This window comes from Shewanella sp. 2_MG-2023, from assembly GCF_030548905.1.
Taxonomy (GTDB): domain Bacteria; phylum Pseudomonadota; class Gammaproteobacteria; order Enterobacterales; family Shewanellaceae; genus Shewanella; species Shewanella electrodiphila.
Map to the genome: position 1 here is coordinate 162565 of NZ_JAUOSO010000008.1, position 16729 is coordinate 179293.

A 16729-nucleotide genomic window follows, 5' to 3' on the forward strand; every position below is an offset into this window, starting at 1 on the left:
TTAAACTTCTAATTATAAATTTTATTGTGATTTTAAAATTATTTTTTTAATAATAATTGTTACTTAAGTTAAATTTTTGTTAATTAAGTCGTAGTTTTAAGATCTGTAATTTAACTTATTAATATTGGGGTTAGTTTAATTGTTCAATATTTGATCTGATTTAATCTTTTTAATAACTTAAGGTTAACAAAAAACAACATTATATTTAACTTAGTGAGCTTGAAATTCTCTAAGTGCTTGTTATATAGTGATTTAACAATAATTTAACACATGTTAATATTGAGTCTGTATCAATGTGATGATACTTGGTTATTAATTTGTAATAGATGTTGACTATTGTCATTTTATTTAACAATAATGCTCTCGGTTGATTAAATAATTAACCTAAAAATAAAAAATATAACGTCGTGACTTTATGTTTGATTATGACGAAGGGAGTTTAATAATGAGTTCATTATCTTTGACAGCTAAGGCAATCCGCCGTGGCTTTTTGACAATAGCAGCAACAACCGTTGCAACAGGTTCAGTTTTTTCAGGCAGTGTAATTGCTGAAGAAGCACAAGCTGAAAAAGTAGAAAGAATTGCGGTAACTGGTTCACGTATTAAACGTACCGATATGGAAACGGCTAGCCCAGTTACAGTGATCGATGCGTCAGCAATTATAGCATCAGGCGCTACATCTATTGATGATGTATTACAGAAGATGACTTCTTCTGGTGGCGCTATGACAAATGCTGGTATTAACAATGGTTCTGGTGGTAACACTAACGTAAACCTACGTGGTTTGGGTGCGGAGCGTACTCTAGTACTTGTTAACGGTCGTCGTATGATCGCTTCAGGTACAGGCGCTGCATCTTCAGTTGATTTGAACACTATTCCTGTTTCAATGATCCAACGTGTAGAAGTACTTAAAGATGGCGCTTCAGCTGTTTATGGTACTGATGCAATTGCTGGTGTTGTTAACGTCATTTTAAAGCGTGATTTTGATGGTTTTGAACTAAATGTTCAAACAGGTATGTCAGGTCAAGGCGACGCTGACGAATCAAGCATTGATTTCACTATGGGTAATACCTTCGATAAAGGTAACGTTGTCATCAACGCGCAGTACACCAAACGTGGTGACGCGAGCCAAGCAGATCGTGATTTCTCAGAATGTCCTATCGCTGAAGGTGCTGACGGCCTATATTGTGCCGGTTCTTCATACTCACAAGGTGGACACGTTTGGGGTGATAAAAACTTTAACATCGTAGGCACTGGTGTTGATGGCGCTTATGCTATCGGTGATTCTGGATTTTACGGTGAATATGTTGATGATGGTGAAGGCAAGGCTAAATTCCAGTATTTTGATGGAAAATCAGCAGCTGACTTAAGTGGTCGTGATGGTGAATACCATGACTTCACAAATGATGACCGTTATAACTATTCTGCAGACAGCTTCCTTTCAACGCCAATGGAGCGTTTGAATCTAAGCATGGCAGGTACTTACGAACTGTCAGACAACATTATGTTCTTCTCTGAAGCGATGTACTCTAAGCGTTGGTCTGATCAACAAATGGCACCTCAGCCTATTTGGAACGCAGCAGCTTGGGAATACAAGCCAATGTCAGCTGGCGGTTTCATGACTGACGATTTATTACCTTGGGTTCAAGCTGGCGAAGAAGTAAGCTATGGTCGTCGTATGGTTGAATCTGGTACTCGTAACTTTTCTCAGGTTGTTGACACTATTCGTTTAGTTGTTGGCCTTGAAGGAGAGTTCGAAAATGGTTGGACTTGGGATGCTTCTTACAACAAAGGTAAGAATGATTCAGTTGACACATTAGCAAACCTACACAACATCGGCTCTATCAATGATGCTGTTCAAGCTGGTGATTTTGACCCATTCCTACAGTCTTCTTGGATGGGTGATAGTATCTCTCCATTTGTTTATACAGAAGTTAACGCAGGTGGTAGTGAACTGGATATCGCAGCTTTGTCACTTTCAGGCGACATCGTAGATTTACCAGCTGGTACCATGGGTTTTGCTGCGGGTTATGAATTCCGTAAAGAATCTGCATACTTCACTCCTGATTCATTAACTGCTCAAGGTCTTGCTAATGACCCACGTGTAGAAGCTACATCGGGTTCATTTGATGTTAGTGAGTTTTACGCTGAATTAGCGATTCCTTTATTAAGTGACTTACCACTAGCTCAACAAGTTGATATGAGCGCTGCAATTCGTTACTTCGATTACAGCACATTCGGTGATGACAGCACTTGGAAATTAGGTCTAACTTGGCGTTTATTTGATGACTTGATGGTTCGTGGTGTTCAATCTACCGCTTTCCGTGCACCAACTGTAGATGAATTATACGGTGGTAAGTCTCCATCTTTCGATCAAATTGTTCATCCAGCTACAGAGCAAACTCAGGCAGAAGTCACAGTAGGTGGTAATCCTAACCTTACTCCTGAAGAAGCTGATATCACAACTCTTGGTTTAGTTTATTCTCCAAGCTATGTTGAAGGCTTATCGTTAACTGTTGATTACTACGATATTGCTATTACAAATACAATTACTTCAGTTGATTCAAACTATGTTGCTAACCAGTGTTTAGATGCTAATGGTAATAAGATCAATGAAGGTACTGCTCTTTGTCAGTCAGCGAATATCTCGATTGATAACACAGGTCGTATTGCATTTGATAATGGTTTGCAAAACATTGGTGAAACCAACACTTCTGGTTTTGATATCAACCTTGCTTATACTTTCGAAGGCTTAGGTTTAGATTGGAAAGCAGGTCTTGATACTTCTATCTTAGATACATACGAAGAATTTGACCAAGATGGCAATGCCGTTGATTACACTGGCTACATCACTGGTGGTGTAGGTGCATATGCTGAGTTAAAAACTAACTTTAACTTAACTGCATCAGGTGACGATTGGTCAGCGACTTATGAAGCTCGTTACATTGACGGTATGGATTCATTCGCTTGTAAAGATGATCCAAGTGAGTGTTACGCGCCTTCTGTTGACTCAATTGTTTACCACGATATCTCAGCATCTTACGACATCAACGAAACAGTTAGATTGTCAGGTGGTGTGAATAACGTATTAGATGAAGAGCCTCCTTACTACACAGGTAATAACGATTCGAATACCGATCCGTACACTTATGATGTATTAGGTCGTTACTTCTTCGTTCGTGCTAGCGTGAAGTTCTAATCAAGAAGTCTTAATTTTTAAGAAATCTTGTTAATAAAATCCCAGTCGAGATATCGGCTGGGATTTTTTGTTTTTAAAACAAAATAAACAGTTAACTTTCCCTAAACATATGTAAGGTGTATCTGTCGATTTTATTCTTATTATTTACAGTTGTATCAGTGTGTTAAGTTGTTTTTACTTCCATATATCAGGTGTTTCTTTTTGTATCTCCTACCTCAGCTTTTGAGGTTTAATATCTTAGTGAAAATCAACCACATGTTTTTCAAGGTTATTTGCTGACCTATGGTGATTTAGCTCACTGTTTCGTGTATCAATTTGTACCCAATTCGTTAAATTAATGTATCCCTCATTGAATGATTTACGTTGTTTTAACAGTATCGAGCTGAGGTTATAACCTCGGTTTAACTAAATAAAACAATAAAAAGTCAATGTGTTAGTAAAACTAACATCCAGGGAGATTTACATGAGTTCATTAACGTTAACAGCTAAGGCGATTCGTCGCAGTATTCTAGCTGCGACAGCAGCATCAGTTGCTTTCTCAGGTGTTGCATTTGCTGAAGATGCACCAGAGAAAGTGGAAAGAATTGAAGTAACAGGTTCACGTATTAAGCAAGTCGATATGGAGACATCTTCGCCAGTTACAGTACTAAGTGCTGCAGATATAGCACTTACTGGTGAAAAAACCGTTGCTGATGTCTTAAATAACTCATCTATTAATGCATTTGGATCATGGCGTGGAACTTCTGGTTATGGTTCAGGTGCGAGTGCGACAAGTAGTGTTAATATGCGCGGTCTGGGCTCACAAGCAACTTTAGTGTTGTTAGATGGTCGTCGCATGCCAGGCACAAGTTCAAGTTCTGGAGCAACAGCTGATACTTCCCAAATACCAATTGCGATAGTAGAGCGTATTGAAATTTTACGTGACGGTGCATCGGCTGTATATGGCTCTGATGCAGTCGCTGGTGTAATTAACATTATTACCAAGAAAGAATTTGAAGGTTTTCAGTTAGACTTCAGTACAGAGCAACCTTCGGTAGAAGGTGGCGATGCCAATCGCTTCTCCATTGCAACTGGCTTTAATACAGATCAAGGTAATGTGACATTTACCTACGAATATTATGATACTAAAGCTGTTATGGATCGTGATATTTGGAATGTGAATGATCCTTCTTATGATGCTAATAGTGTTTTTAGTTCAGTGCCAAATGGCTATTACAATACAAACATCCAGAAAGTTGATGACGATGGAAATTTAGTTTTTGATGAAGATGGTAAAGAAGTTTGGGTATATGATTTTTATTCCAACTCAGATTTGTGCGATCAAACTGAAAATACAGTTGATAAAGTTGATGATAATAACAGTGGTCAATGCCGATATGATTATGGCGCAGTAACTAAGTTATTTGGTGATATGACGCGAAACTCATTCATGACTAACTTCAATTATAACATCACTGATGATATTCAATTTAGAGGACGTGGCTCTGCATCCTTAAGTGAAACAAATACTCGTTATGCAGGAACACCTGTTTCTACAAACTATCCAGTACTTTCTGCAGATAGCCAATATAACCCGACTGATTCTGACATGACACTTTATATGCGCTCTGTACAAATTGGCGAGCGTGATACATTAACAGAAACAAATAATTTCGATATTTTAGGTGGGTTTGTTGGTTTTTCTGATGTTGGAAATGGGATCGACTGGGAAATAAATGGGCAATATTCAGGCTCAACAACTAACTCATTTAACTATAACTTGGTTAATGACAACATCATTCAAAGTGAACTTGATACCGATCAATACGATATTTTTAATACATCAGGTATGAGTTATGAGGATTGGAATAACCAGATGACAGCATTATATAGTGCTGCTAATCATACTGGTGTATATCAAGGTAAATTCGACAGCACTCAAATAGATGGTCTTGCATCAACATTATTATTTGAAAACGATATGGTTTCAATGGCGATGTTAGTGGGTGCTGAATATGAAATGATTAACTTCAAACAAACGTCTGACCCTGAGTCTGCTGCTGGTATTATTTCTGGTGGCTCTGGTGGTGATGATGTTGATGCAGAACGAGACCGCACTGCAGCATATACTGAAATCCAAGTAGGTTTGCCAGCTAATGTAGACTTATCTGTTGCTGTTAGGTATGAAAAGTATGAGCAATCTGGAACACTTACTGGTGCGACAGGCGAAATTGTAAACTCTTCTACTTTTGATGCCGTTGTGCCTAAGTTTGGTTTGAGCTGGAGACCAGTCGATTCTTTACTTTTACGAGCTAGTTATGGTGATTCTTTCCGAGCGCCAAACATGGGCGAAATGTTTTCTTCTCAATCTTTAAGCTTTGAAACGGCTTATGATTCTGTGTGGTGTGAAACTAACGCAAGCCTAGATCCTGGTTACTGTGCTAATAATAATCAACACAAGACTTGGTTCGGTGGTAATCCGAACTTAGAAGCAGAAGAGGGGAATTCTTTAACCTTAGGCGGAGTATGGAATGTAACGGATGCTTGGAGTGTTGAGCTTTCTTACTATGACATTAAGTACGATAATAAAATCGAAGCAGTAAGTGCGACTGATGTTATTCGTGATGAAAAAATCAATGGTGGCTCTAGTTTAGTCACTCGTAATGATGACGGTAAAATTGATTACTTAGAGAGTGGCTATATCAATATGTCCTCTTTAAATACAAGCGGATTCGATTTTGCTACATCTTATAATCTAGAAACTAGCTTTGGTGATTTCAACTTTAAAGTTGATTTAACTCATATTTTGGAATTTGAAGAGCAAGCTAGTGCAGAGTCTGAAGCTATCGACCTTGCTGGTATTCAAGATTATCCGGAGTGGCGTGGTAATCTAGCCGCAGCTTGGTATTACAACGACTTCAGTGCTGCTTGGACAACAGTATACATTGGTAGCCAATCGGGTGATTACTGGCGTGATTTAGGTTATAGCTATATCACTGATACCCCTGATTACTTTAAGCATAACTTGCAAGTTGGCTACACCCATGACTGGAATGGCACTGTAACAGTAGGCGTAAACAATTTGTTTGATGAAGAAGCACCGACTTGGTACGACTTTGCTGACTACCGTGACGTTAATACGGGTCTGTACGATGTGTTAGGGCGTACTTATTACCTTAGAATCAACCAAAAGTTCTAAAGATTTTATAGTTTAAAACTAAAAACCTCCGCGATTCGGAGGTTTTTTTATGGTCCAAATTCTCTTAAAAAAGAAATAAAAACAGTAATAAACGGTTTGTTTAGCTGAATTTTTGAGGTGAGATTTAGTGACTTAAACGAAGTTCTTGGCGGTGTTCTTGACGGTGTTTTGCATCACAATGAGCGCAGCGCTGCTCAGTAGGATCGATTGCTAATCTATCTGGTTCTATTTCAGATTCGCAATCAGAGCACAAACCATACAGACCTAATTCTAGTTGGCAAAGAGCAGCATCAAGGCGAGTCAGTTGGCTGAAAAGGGGGCTGTCTGTCAAATTTTGGCTACTCATTAACTCAATCAGCTCTGTCAAACTCATATTAAAATGAATTTGAGCTGCACTATTTACATTAACCTGCTGATTCAGGTGATGCACTAGCTCGTATTTAAGCTGTGCTTCTTTTTGCATTAATGTTTGTTGTATCTCTTGAGTACTCACAAAAGGGCCTAATTACTTAATCATTTTACTGGGTATGTAGTCTAACGCTATACAGCAGTATTGTTATGATGGAGATCAAATCAAGGCTTCATTTATGTCATCTAATATTAAGCTTTATTCATATAAAGTGCAGGTTACCAAATAACTAATTCCATTATTTATTATTTTGCTCGTATGCTTTTTCTAAAATCGCCACAATATCATCTGTTGTTTTCATCACTCTTAACTCTCTAAACAATATGTCTGCTTCTGGATATTGCTTATTAAGATAGGTGAACCATTGCTTCACCCGTGCTGGATAATAATCAGATTTTTTGCCAATAAGCTGTTTTTGGGTGTAGCTCAGCAGTAAACTTAAGGTTTGTGACCAGGTATAAGGTGCTACACCATCTTTAATGGTTGCCGCTAAGTTTGGTAGCGACATAGCCCCGCGACCAAGCATGATGTTGTCACAGCCTGTCACTTCCATACAGCGCTTGGCATCATCAGCATTCCAAATCTCACCATTAGCAATCACTGGAATCGGTAAGCGCTCACCTACTTCGGTTATGTATTCCCAATAAGCAGGTGGTTTGTAACCGTCGACTTTACTGCGTGCATGAATAGCTAACTCTGTGGCGCCAGCTTCATATACAGCTAACGCATTTTCCATAAACAAAGACTTATCTTCAAAGCCTAGACGAATTTTTGCGGTAACAGGTTGCTCAGCAGGTACAGCATCTCGCATGGCTTTTACTATATCGTGGATGGTATCTGGGTATTGCAGTAATACCGCGCCGCCATTACTGCGGTTGACCATTTTTGCAGGGCAACCAAAGTTAGCATCAACACCTTGTGAGCCTAACTCAACGGCTCGTTGGGCATTTTCAGCCATTACACTTGGATGTTGCCCCAATAATTGGATTCGAACAGGGGTACCTGATGCGGTAAACCCGCCGTTATGGAGTTCAGGGCAAAGTTTGTAATACACTTTTTCAGGAAGCAATTGGCTGATTACTCGCACAAACTCAGTGACCACTAAGTCATAAGGATTAATTTCAGACAATATTTCTCGCATCAAATCATCAATGACGCCTTCCATCGGAGCTAATACTACGCGCACGGTTCAACCTGTTGTCAATTAAAGGAGCGCCATTCTAGCGACTTTAGCTTTTTATACAAATTCATTTCAATACAGTGAAAAAATACAAATAAGTTGAAAAAGTAATATTAATCTTAAATATCAGGTTGATACATCATAAATTTACACTATGATTACAAATAGCCTTGGCTTTCTAGCAAGAATTTTTGAAAATAATTATGATTTAGATCAATTTTTGTGAAATAAAAGTAAACGGTTGTAGGTCTATTAAAGTGTAAGCCAGCACTGTTAGTTGTTGGTCACCATTATAAAGTTTGAATATAAGGAAGATTATTATGAACTCAGTAAAACAAACTACAGTAGCAATGGCTTTAGGCGCAGTGGTATTAACTGCAGGTGTATCAACTTCTGTTGAAGCTAACCCATTTGGTTTTGAGCAAATGAATGCCGGTTACCAACTTGATGGTGGCGAAAGCAAATCTAAAGAAGGTAAGTGCGGTGAAGGCAAATGTGGCGGCGACATGAAAAAAGCCACAGAAGGTAAATGTGGTGAAGGTAAGTGTGGCGGCGATATGAAAAAAGCTGCAGAAGGTAAATGCGGTGAAGGTAAGTGCGGCGGTGACATGAAAAAAGCCAAAGAAGGTAAATGCGGTGAAGGTAAGTGCGGCGGCGACATGAAAAAAGCCAAAGAAGGCAAATGTGGTGAAGGTAAATGCGGCGGCGATATGAAAAAAGCTGCTGAAGGTAAAGCTAAAGAAGGTAAGTGTGGTGAAGGTAAATGTGGCGGTGCTAAGTAATTAGTTTGCTTATTTATTTACTTTAGCGGATAAACATTTTTTTACCCCATTGAGTGTTTATTGTCAGCGTAAAGTACGTCATGATAAGGCCTGTTATGCAGGCCTTTTTAATTGATAAAAAGTCATAAATGGAGTGTTGTAATGGCAAAGCAAGCAACAGTGGGACTGGGTTTACGCCGAGAGATGCTTGATGAGTTTTGTCAGCAAGTACCTGATGAAATCAACTTCTTTGAAGTCGCACCTGAAAATTGGATGACTCTAGGTGGCAAATTTGGCAAACAGTTTAGGCAGTTAACTGAACAGCACGAGTTTTTTTGTCATGGACTTTCTTTATCAATTGGTAGCCCTGAAAAGCTTGATACTGATTTCGTTAAAAACATCAAAGCCTTTCTCGACTTACATCAAATCAATATTTACTCAGAACATCTTAGCTACTGTTCTGGTACGGGCCATATGTATGATTTGATGCCAATCCCGTTTACAGAAGAAGCGGTCAGTTACGTAGCCAAAAGAATTAAGCAAGTTGAAGATATTTTAGAACGGCCTTTTATTCTTGAAAATGTTTCTTTTTACGCAGCACCTGGTGCGCAGATGAATGAACAAGAGTTTGTTAATGCGGTGCTTACTGAGGCGGACTGTAAATTACTACTCGATGTCAATAACATCTATGTGAACTCCATTAATCACCAATATGACGCTGCACAATTTTTAGCGTCAATGCCAACTGATCGTATCGAATACATGCACATTGCAGGTCATTATGAAGAAACACCTGAATTGATGGTGGATACTCACGGCGCAGATGTTATCGATCCTGTATGGGCCCTTTTACAACAAAGTTACCAGTTGCATGGGGTATTTCCGACATTATTAGAGCGAGACTTTAACATCCCTAAAACACCAGAGTTATTGCTTGAGATTAATCAAATCCATCAATATCAGCAGCAAGCGTTAACTGCAACAAAGATCAGGAGTGCATAATGAACTTTATTGACACTCAACAATCCTTTATGGATTACATTCGCGACCCTAGTAACCCATTACCAGATGGGATGACGTTAGAGCGGATGACAGTATACAGAGAACTTTTTTTCAATAATGTTGATGGCTTTGTCTCTGGTGCGTTTCCAGTTTTAAAGTCACTTTATACTGATGACGCATGGCGTAAGCTTATACAGGCATTTTTTGTTAGTTTTGATTGTAAAACACCGATATTCATCGAAATATCTCAAGAGTTTATTGCGTTTCTACAAACCAGTTATCAAACGGTAGATTACGATCCACCTTTTATGGTGGAGTTGGCGCATTATGAATGGTTAGAGTTATACATTGCCACCGTATTTGATAATGAAAACGAGCAGCCTCTATCAGCTGAAATGATAACGGAGTTGCCCCTAAGCTTATCTTCTAAGGCTACTGTGACTCAGTATCACTATGAAGTGCAGCATATTAGTGTTGATTACCAACCAACAGAGCCCAGTGAACAAGCATACAGTTTTTGCGTATACCGAGATGTTGATGATGAAGTGGTGTTTTTACAATTAAACCCGCTTACGGCCCAAGTCCTCGGTTTTATCAGTCAAACCGATAATTGCTATTTGAGTGATATTATTGGTTGGTTACAAACTTCCTACCCGCAAATGAGCAGTGAAGCCTTATCAAATGGTTGCTTGCAGATGCTGCAGCAATTGGCAGAAAAGGGCATTATTTGCACGATAAATAATCTAGATAAAGCAGAATAAATGGCACAGTTATTTTGTGGTTTTTATTGACGACCTTTTTACTTACAATAGCGCGAATTTTGTGATCCAGTTCACGCTGCCAGAAGGTGGTTAACAATACTCTTAGGAATCTAATAACATGAGTCAGCCGTTTAAAGACCCATTTAACATTTTGTATTTTATTGGTTTTATCCTTGTTTTGCTATTACCAACATTACCAGCTTCTATTTCAGCTTTGAGACTTGCAGGCTTAATTTAACTGCCAATCTCAGTTATTATACCGGACTATTTTTGATAGTATCGGTTACCCAAAAACCATTCTATTGAATGGTTTTTTTGATTTGGCCCTGGAGAGATATGTCGTTAAAGCGCGGCTTTTTTGTGATTGTTGGTTTAACCAGCGTAACGCTAGGTACAATTGGTATTGTCGTGCCATTGCTACCCACAGTGCCTTTTATCTTGCTTGCGGCATATTGTTTTGCACGCTCAAGTGACAGACTTCATCATTGGTTAATGACCCATCCATGGTTTTCTCAAGGTTTGAATGACTGGCAAAACAAACGATCAATAAATAAAAAGTTAAAGCGCAAAGCCATGATTATGACAACGTTAAGTTTCGTCGTCAGTATTGCTATCGTGCCATTATTGTGGGTACAAATCATGTTGGTTTGTATGTTATGTGTGCTATTGCTTTTTATGTGGCAGATCCCAGAGTTAGATTAAAAGTTGCTGGTATTTTGCTCGTTAGTTGCAACTCTTCTCAAACATGCTTACTATCAGCCAAATCGAGTGATATGCCAGATACTATATTTGCAAATTCAGTTTAATCAGAATTGCACCATGGCTATTAATCCATTCCTTTTTAAATAGACGAATCAATATGACTATGAATCCAACCAGCTTAGCGTTAATCAAAGACAGCATTAAAGCCATTCCTGATTATCCAATTCCAGGCATTATGTTTCGCGATGTCACCAGCTTATTAGAAGATGCAGAGGCTTATAAAGCGACTATCGCATTATTTGTTGAACACTATAAGTCGCTTGGATTTACCAAAGTGGTTGGCACTGAAGCGCGTGGCTTCTTATTTGGTGCACCATTAGCATTGGAACTGGGTATTGGCTTCGTTCCTGTACGTAAGCCAGGCAAACTACCAAGAAAGACTATTTCGCAAACCTATGATCTTGAATACGGCAAAGACACATTAGAAATCCACGTTGATGCCATCAAACCAGGTGATAAAGTACTTGTAGTTGATGATTTGCTTGCAACTGGCGGCACTATCGAAGCTACTGTAAAGTTAATTCGTGAACTCGGTGGCGATGTTGCTCATGCTGCATTTGTTATCTCACTGCCTGATATTGGCGGCGAGAAGCGTATCGAAGCGTTAGGTATCGATATCCTAACCTTATGTGAGTTTGAGGGCGAGTAAACCTCTTTAGCACTCTACTGGGCAGGGCAGTGTTGAACATTGCTCTGCTTGCTCTATTTGTTACATCGGTTATGGCATTGACTATCGCAACGATTAACGAATAAGTTGAAACTCTTCAGATTAAACCCATCACGCTGTTCAAGGTTCCGATTCGATTTGATGGAATTGGTATAATACTTCGCCAAACCCACCCAGCAAATAGTGTATCAATAGCGCCAGAATCACTTGCATGTTATTGTTATTTTTATTTTCGGGTAAAATTAATCGTAATCATCCCGTTTTATTAAAGCTTGGGGAATTCCATGTCTTATCAGGTGTTAGCCCGTAAGTGGCGCCCTGCAAAATTTGAAGAAATGGTAGGACAATCACACGTCTTATTAGCTCTAACAAATGCATTAACTCAGCAGCGCTTACATCACGCATACTTATTTACCGGCACTCGAGGTGTCGGTAAAACCAGTTTAGCTCGGCTATTTGCTAAAGGATTAAACTGTGAACAAGGCGTAACATCAACGCCTTGTGGTGTATGTTCTAGTTGTGTTGAAATTGCCCAAGGGCGTTTTGTCGACTTAATTGAAGTCGATGCGGCGTCGCGTACCAAAGTGGATGACACCCGTGAATTACTGGACAATGTACAGTACAAGCCATCACGTGGTCGCTTTAAAGTGTACCTTATCGATGAAGTGCACATGCTATCTCGAAGTAGTTTTAATGCCTTGCTTAAAACGCTTGAAGAGCCGCCTGAGCATGTTAAATTCCTGCTTGCTACAACTGACCCGCAAAAACTACCAGTTACGGTATTATCTCGCTGTTTGCAGTTTAATTTAAAAAGCCTTTCTCAAGATGAAATTGCTAAGCAATTAGACTTCATATTGACTCAAGAGCAATTAGAGTACGAACCTCAAGCACTAGACTTACTGGCTAAAGCTGCGAACGGCAGTATGCGAGATGCATTAAGCCTAACGGATCAAGCAATCGCATTTGGCAGTGGCCAAGTAATGCATCAACAAGTTCAATCTATGTTGGGCAGTATTGATGCGCAGCAAGTGCTGGCACTATTAAAAGCGCTGTGTGATGCAGATGTCGCCAATTTGATGCAGACCATTCAACAGGTTCTAAGTTTTGGCGCAGATGCCGACGAAGTGTTACGCAGCTTATTAGAGCTATTGCATCAGATAACCTTGAGCCAGTTCGCCCCCGCTGCAGCGCAGCAATCATTATACAGCGAACATATTTTAGCTTTTGCTGAGCAATTAACGCCTGAGCAAGTTCAGCTCTACTATCAATTATTGTTAACTGGCCGCAAAGAACTGGCGTTTGCACCTGATCCTAAATCAGGGTTAGAAATGGCATTGTTGCGAGCAATTGCCTTTGTACCTGAAAAACCAGTAAAGCGTTGGTACACAGATGATGCCGCGCAAATAAGTTTGCCTGCAGCACCTAGCGCCGAAACAATTGCTGCATCAGCGATTAAATCAGTTGCGACAGCGGAAGTTAAGCCTGAACTGAAACCAGAGTCAGAACCAGAACTAACACCAAAACCAGAACTTAAACCAGAGCTTAAACATGAACCTGAGTTAATGGCTCAATCAGCTGATGCTCCTGCAACAGAAGATAAGTCTGATGCAGCGCTTGCGGCTGAACAAGCCATATTGTTAAGCCAAGCCAGCAGTTTAGGCTTTGAGCAACAAGCAGTCACTCAACAAAAGCTTGAGCAAAAGCCCGAGCAAGAAGTAGAGTCGAAGACTGAACAAGTAACAAATCAAGTACCGGTACAAGAGGTGCAAACACCAGAGTCGCAGCCTCAGTTACCATCAAATGACCATGATGGCATGCCGATGGATGCTTATGAGCAATTTGCGCAAGCAAGCGCTGAAGGCTCAATGGATGATTATCAGCATGATGATATGAGTGCTTTCTCTGACAGTCAGTATACCGATGCTTCATTAACAGCGAACTCGCAACAAACGCGAGCTGTTGAAACTAACGCGGCCGTTATTTCAGAAACAGCATCTGAAGCAGCACCAAACCCCACACCAGAGCCAACGGCGGAAGAAACGGCAGATTTAGATGCTTTGCTTGATGCCGTGTTGGCCACCAATGATTCATTAAAAGCTGACGTAAACTCACTGGCAACAGAAGGTGAGCAAGCAAAAAAGCAACAGGCGGCAGCGAGTCCTAGTATAAAGGTACCCGCACCACGCAGTAAAAATGCCGCAGAAGGAAATGCAACAATTGAGTCATCTGATATAGGTGACAGCAATCAGGCAAAAACGTCGGTTGATAGTGCTGTTGACTCTGTTAATAATGAAAACGATAAAGCGCCGTGGGTTAAACCAGAAGGGGCGATTGAGCCGCCTATGGCTCAAGCCTTATTAACAAAAGAAAGCATCACTGAAAATGCTCAAGATACTGAGCAAGTTGCCCTTAATAGTGATACAAGTTCGAGTGGTGAGGCACATTCTGCTACGAATCACGTCGAACCAGTAGGACATGGTCAATCTGAGACAGTTTCTGCAACGACTGCAGCACCTCAGTCATTAGCACCTCAATCATTAGTACCTACTGCCACAAAGGATACACAGCCTTCAACGGCACTGGCGGTAAACGGTGAGCACGATATATCTGGTGATGAGCTAGACTTACATTGGTATAAAGTGATGGCATCGCTGAGTATTGGCGGTCGTGTAAGACAATTAGCGGTCAATTCTGTTTGTCAGCGCTTAGATAATCCCATTCCGTTATTGTTAAAGCCTGATCAGAAGCATCTAGCAGCAGATGTGGCTATTGACCAATTACAGATTGCGTTAACAGAGCATTTTGGTGAGCCAACAACTGTTGAAGTGACAGTCGGTTTAGACAGAAAACATGAAACGCCCCTAGAATTAAGAAAAAGATTCCATCGTGAATTATTAGCTAATGCAAATTACGCTTTAATTAATGATGACAAAGTACAATGGATGTTCACACGATTGGCTGCGCAGTTAAATCCGGATACCCTGGTGTATCCCGCAGAGAAATTACAGGCCATTGGTCAACAAATTCCAGCTTTAGTTGCACATTAAATGGGCTAAAGCGGTAGCAGCTTCAAAAGTTTGATAGCAATAAACTGAGACTTATTGCCAATTTATTTTTTTTCAGTAAGATTAGCCCCACTTTGGCTGCTTGCTAATAACCTAATTAAGAGAAAAGACTATGTTTGGAAAAGGCGGTATGGGCAACTTAATGAAACAAGCCCAACAGATGCAAGACAAAATGGCTAAAATGCAAGAAGAGATCGCTCAATCAGAAATGACTGGTGAAGCGGGTGCAGGTTTAGTTAAAGTCACTATGACTGGTGCACACAACATCCGTAAAGTGGATATCGATCCAAGCTTGATGGAAGATGACAAAGAGATGTTGGAAGACCTTATTGCTGCAGCATTCAACGACGCAGCACGTCGCATCGAAGAAAATCAAAAGACTAAAATGGCAGAAGTCACCGGTGGTATGCAATTACCGCCAGGAATGAAAATGCCATTCTAAGACAACAAATTACTGGCTAAGCATTTAGCTAAGCTAGATTGTTGAATCAATTAAAAGCCCAAGTCATCGACTTGGGCTTTTTGTTAGAAGCTGATTTCAACCATCTTTTACAATGCCCCCTGTGTACGTTGAGTGCCAGCATAATGGTTGCCCATTTTAATAAGTTTAGATAATAAGTGTTTAAATAATAGGTGTTTAGATAAAAGGATAATAACTTGGGCATTTTCGCTTAAAGCGGCGTTAAGTGTTCGATGTGTTCTCAAGCGCCTGTATTTCATCTGCAATTAATTCAGCTTCAGCTGTGATCATTGAATAGGATTTAATATCTCCCTTCCTTTGGGCATGCATCGCTTGTTCAAGCTTGATTTCATAGGCTTTATTGAGCTTCTTTAATGGGTCACGTTTGAATATTGACAACATGTGGTTCACCTGATGATTCATTGTTTATTTCTAATACGTTCCCCATTGAAGTTTGGTTTAACAACTAAAGTTAAAACATAGCAGACGATTAAATTTATAATATAAAGAAACCCTTGGTTGTCTTCGAGGTGTGCAGCGGTCGGTTATATGTATAAATCTTCACAAATATCATTGTACTTTTATATACATTTTTTATATGTGCTAGTGTGCGATGACTTATAGCGAGTTGTGTTAATAATGCATTGTAAGGTACTGTACTAGCATCGGAAGTAACCAATTGGAATGTAGGGGAATATAATGACAAGTCGTGTATATGTATTGGCTCAGTTTAAGCCGAAAGCGGGTAAGGAAGCTGAATTATTTGAAATACTGAAAGCGCTTGAGCCTGACTCATATCGTGAAGAAGGTTGTATTCAATACATGCTTACTCGACAAATCGATCATTCAAGTGCAAGTCGAAATGAATACCCAATCGTTTTTAATGAAATTTGGGATAATGCAGATTCATGGTCCGCACATGGTCGTAGGAAGCAAATTCAACATTTCTTTGAAACTCAAGTTAAGGCTGAAACGGGGTTGGTTGACGATGCTATCGTTACTGCATACACCGATGAAGGCTATGAGTATGATGCCCCAATCTACGAATAATGTCGCACTAGCGTAAGTCATTTCACTCATAAAACTCGTTTAACTGATTTTATTAAGTGCTAAGTGCTAAGTGCTAAGTGCTAAGTGCTAAGTGCTAAGTGCTTGAAGCAGAGAGCCCCTGCAGCGGGACTCTCTACTTAATATGCTCTGTGATGCTAGCCCTGTGGTTTTAGCCCCTGTGATTTTGCCATCTGGGTTCTCTGTCTTCTGTGACGTAAGCCATCTCGCCACTCAA

13 protein-coding genes are annotated in these 16729 nt (G+C 39.9%); 10 read left to right on the forward strand and 3 right to left on the reverse strand.

Annotated elements, in window-relative coordinates:
- Nucleotides 1–445 precede the first annotated feature (445 nt).
- Nucleotides 446–3199, forward strand: coding sequence for a TonB-dependent receptor (locus Q4600_RS10215; protein ID WP_303515954.1), 2754 nt, complete (start codon nucleotides 446–448; stop codon nucleotides 3197–3199).
- A 463-nt stretch (nucleotides 3200–3662) separates the two neighbouring features.
- Nucleotides 3663–6377, forward strand: a complete 2715-nt coding sequence (locus Q4600_RS10220; RefSeq protein WP_303515956.1) for a TonB-dependent receptor — start codon at nucleotides 3663–3665, stop codon at nucleotides 6375–6377.
- Nucleotides 6378–6501: 124 nt separating this feature from the next.
- Here Q4600_RS10220 and Q4600_RS10225 read toward each other — a convergent pair whose 3' ends face one another.
- Both Q4600_RS10225 and Q4600_RS10230 read right to left on the reverse strand, forming a co-directional pair.
- Nucleotides 6502–6870: a TraR/DksA C4-type zinc finger protein gene (locus tag Q4600_RS10225; RefSeq protein ID WP_102529633.1), complete on the reverse strand. Its 369-nt coding sequence runs from the start codon at nucleotides 6868–6870 to the stop codon at nucleotides 6502–6504.
- 154 nt (nucleotides 6871–7024) lie between these two features.
- Nucleotides 7025–7972, reverse strand: coding sequence for a tRNA-dihydrouridine synthase (locus Q4600_RS10230; protein WP_303515958.1), 948 nt, complete (start codon nucleotides 7970–7972; stop codon nucleotides 7025–7027).
- A 314-nt stretch (nucleotides 7973–8286) separates the two neighbouring features.
- Between Q4600_RS10230 and Q4600_RS10235 the strand changes: the two genes are divergently transcribed.
- From Q4600_RS10235 to Q4600_RS10265, 7 genes are all read left to right on the forward strand, one after another.
- The gene (locus Q4600_RS10235; RefSeq protein WP_229368824.1) at nucleotides 8287–8748 is read left to right on the forward strand and encodes a hypothetical protein; all 462 of its coding nucleotides are present in this window, start codon (nucleotides 8287–8289) and stop codon (nucleotides 8746–8748) included.
- A 141-nt stretch (nucleotides 8749–8889) separates the two neighbouring features.
- A complete protein-coding gene (locus tag Q4600_RS10240) occupies nucleotides 8890–9729 on the forward strand; it encodes a DUF692 domain-containing protein (protein ID WP_229368823.1) in 840 nt (279 codons plus the stop codon).
- Nucleotides 9729–10490, forward strand: coding sequence for a DUF2063 domain-containing protein (locus Q4600_RS10245; protein ID WP_229368822.1), 762 nt, complete (start codon nucleotides 9729–9731; stop codon nucleotides 10488–10490). Before Q4600_RS10240 ends, Q4600_RS10245 begins: the two co-directional genes overlap by 1 nt.
- A 336-nt stretch (nucleotides 10491–10826) precedes the next feature.
- Nucleotides 10827–11192, forward strand: a complete 366-nt coding sequence (locus Q4600_RS10250) for a YbaN family protein (RefSeq protein ID WP_102528419.1) — start codon at nucleotides 10827–10829, stop codon at nucleotides 11190–11192.
- A 157-nt stretch (nucleotides 11193–11349) separates the two neighbouring features.
- Nucleotides 11350–11901, forward strand: a complete 552-nt coding sequence (apt, locus tag Q4600_RS10255) for an adenine phosphoribosyltransferase (protein WP_198589576.1) — start codon at nucleotides 11350–11352, stop codon at nucleotides 11899–11901.
- A 302-nt stretch (nucleotides 11902–12203) separates the two neighbouring features.
- A complete protein-coding gene (dnaX, locus tag Q4600_RS10260) occupies nucleotides 12204–14966 on the forward strand; it encodes a DNA polymerase III subunit gamma/tau (RefSeq protein WP_303515966.1) in 2763 nt (920 codons plus the stop codon).
- 130 nt (nucleotides 14967–15096) lie between these two features.
- A complete protein-coding gene (locus tag Q4600_RS10265; protein WP_102528417.1) occupies nucleotides 15097–15426 on the forward strand; it encodes a YbaB/EbfC family nucleoid-associated protein in 330 nt (109 codons plus the stop codon).
- Between the two features lie 240 nt (nucleotides 15427–15666).
- Here Q4600_RS10265 and Q4600_RS10270 read toward each other — a convergent pair whose 3' ends face one another.
- Nucleotides 15667–15846 (reverse strand): DUF6435 family protein, encoded by a 180-nt coding sequence (locus tag Q4600_RS10270; RefSeq protein WP_229368820.1) that lies wholly within the window; start codon nucleotides 15844–15846, stop codon nucleotides 15667–15669.
- 297 nt (nucleotides 15847–16143) lie between these two features.
- Between Q4600_RS10270 and Q4600_RS10275 the strand changes: the two genes are divergently transcribed.
- Complete coding sequence (locus Q4600_RS10275) at nucleotides 16144–16494, forward strand: putative quinol monooxygenase (protein WP_102528415.1); 351 nt, start codon at nucleotides 16144–16146, stop codon at nucleotides 16492–16494.
- Nucleotides 16495–16729: the final 235 nt, after the last annotated feature.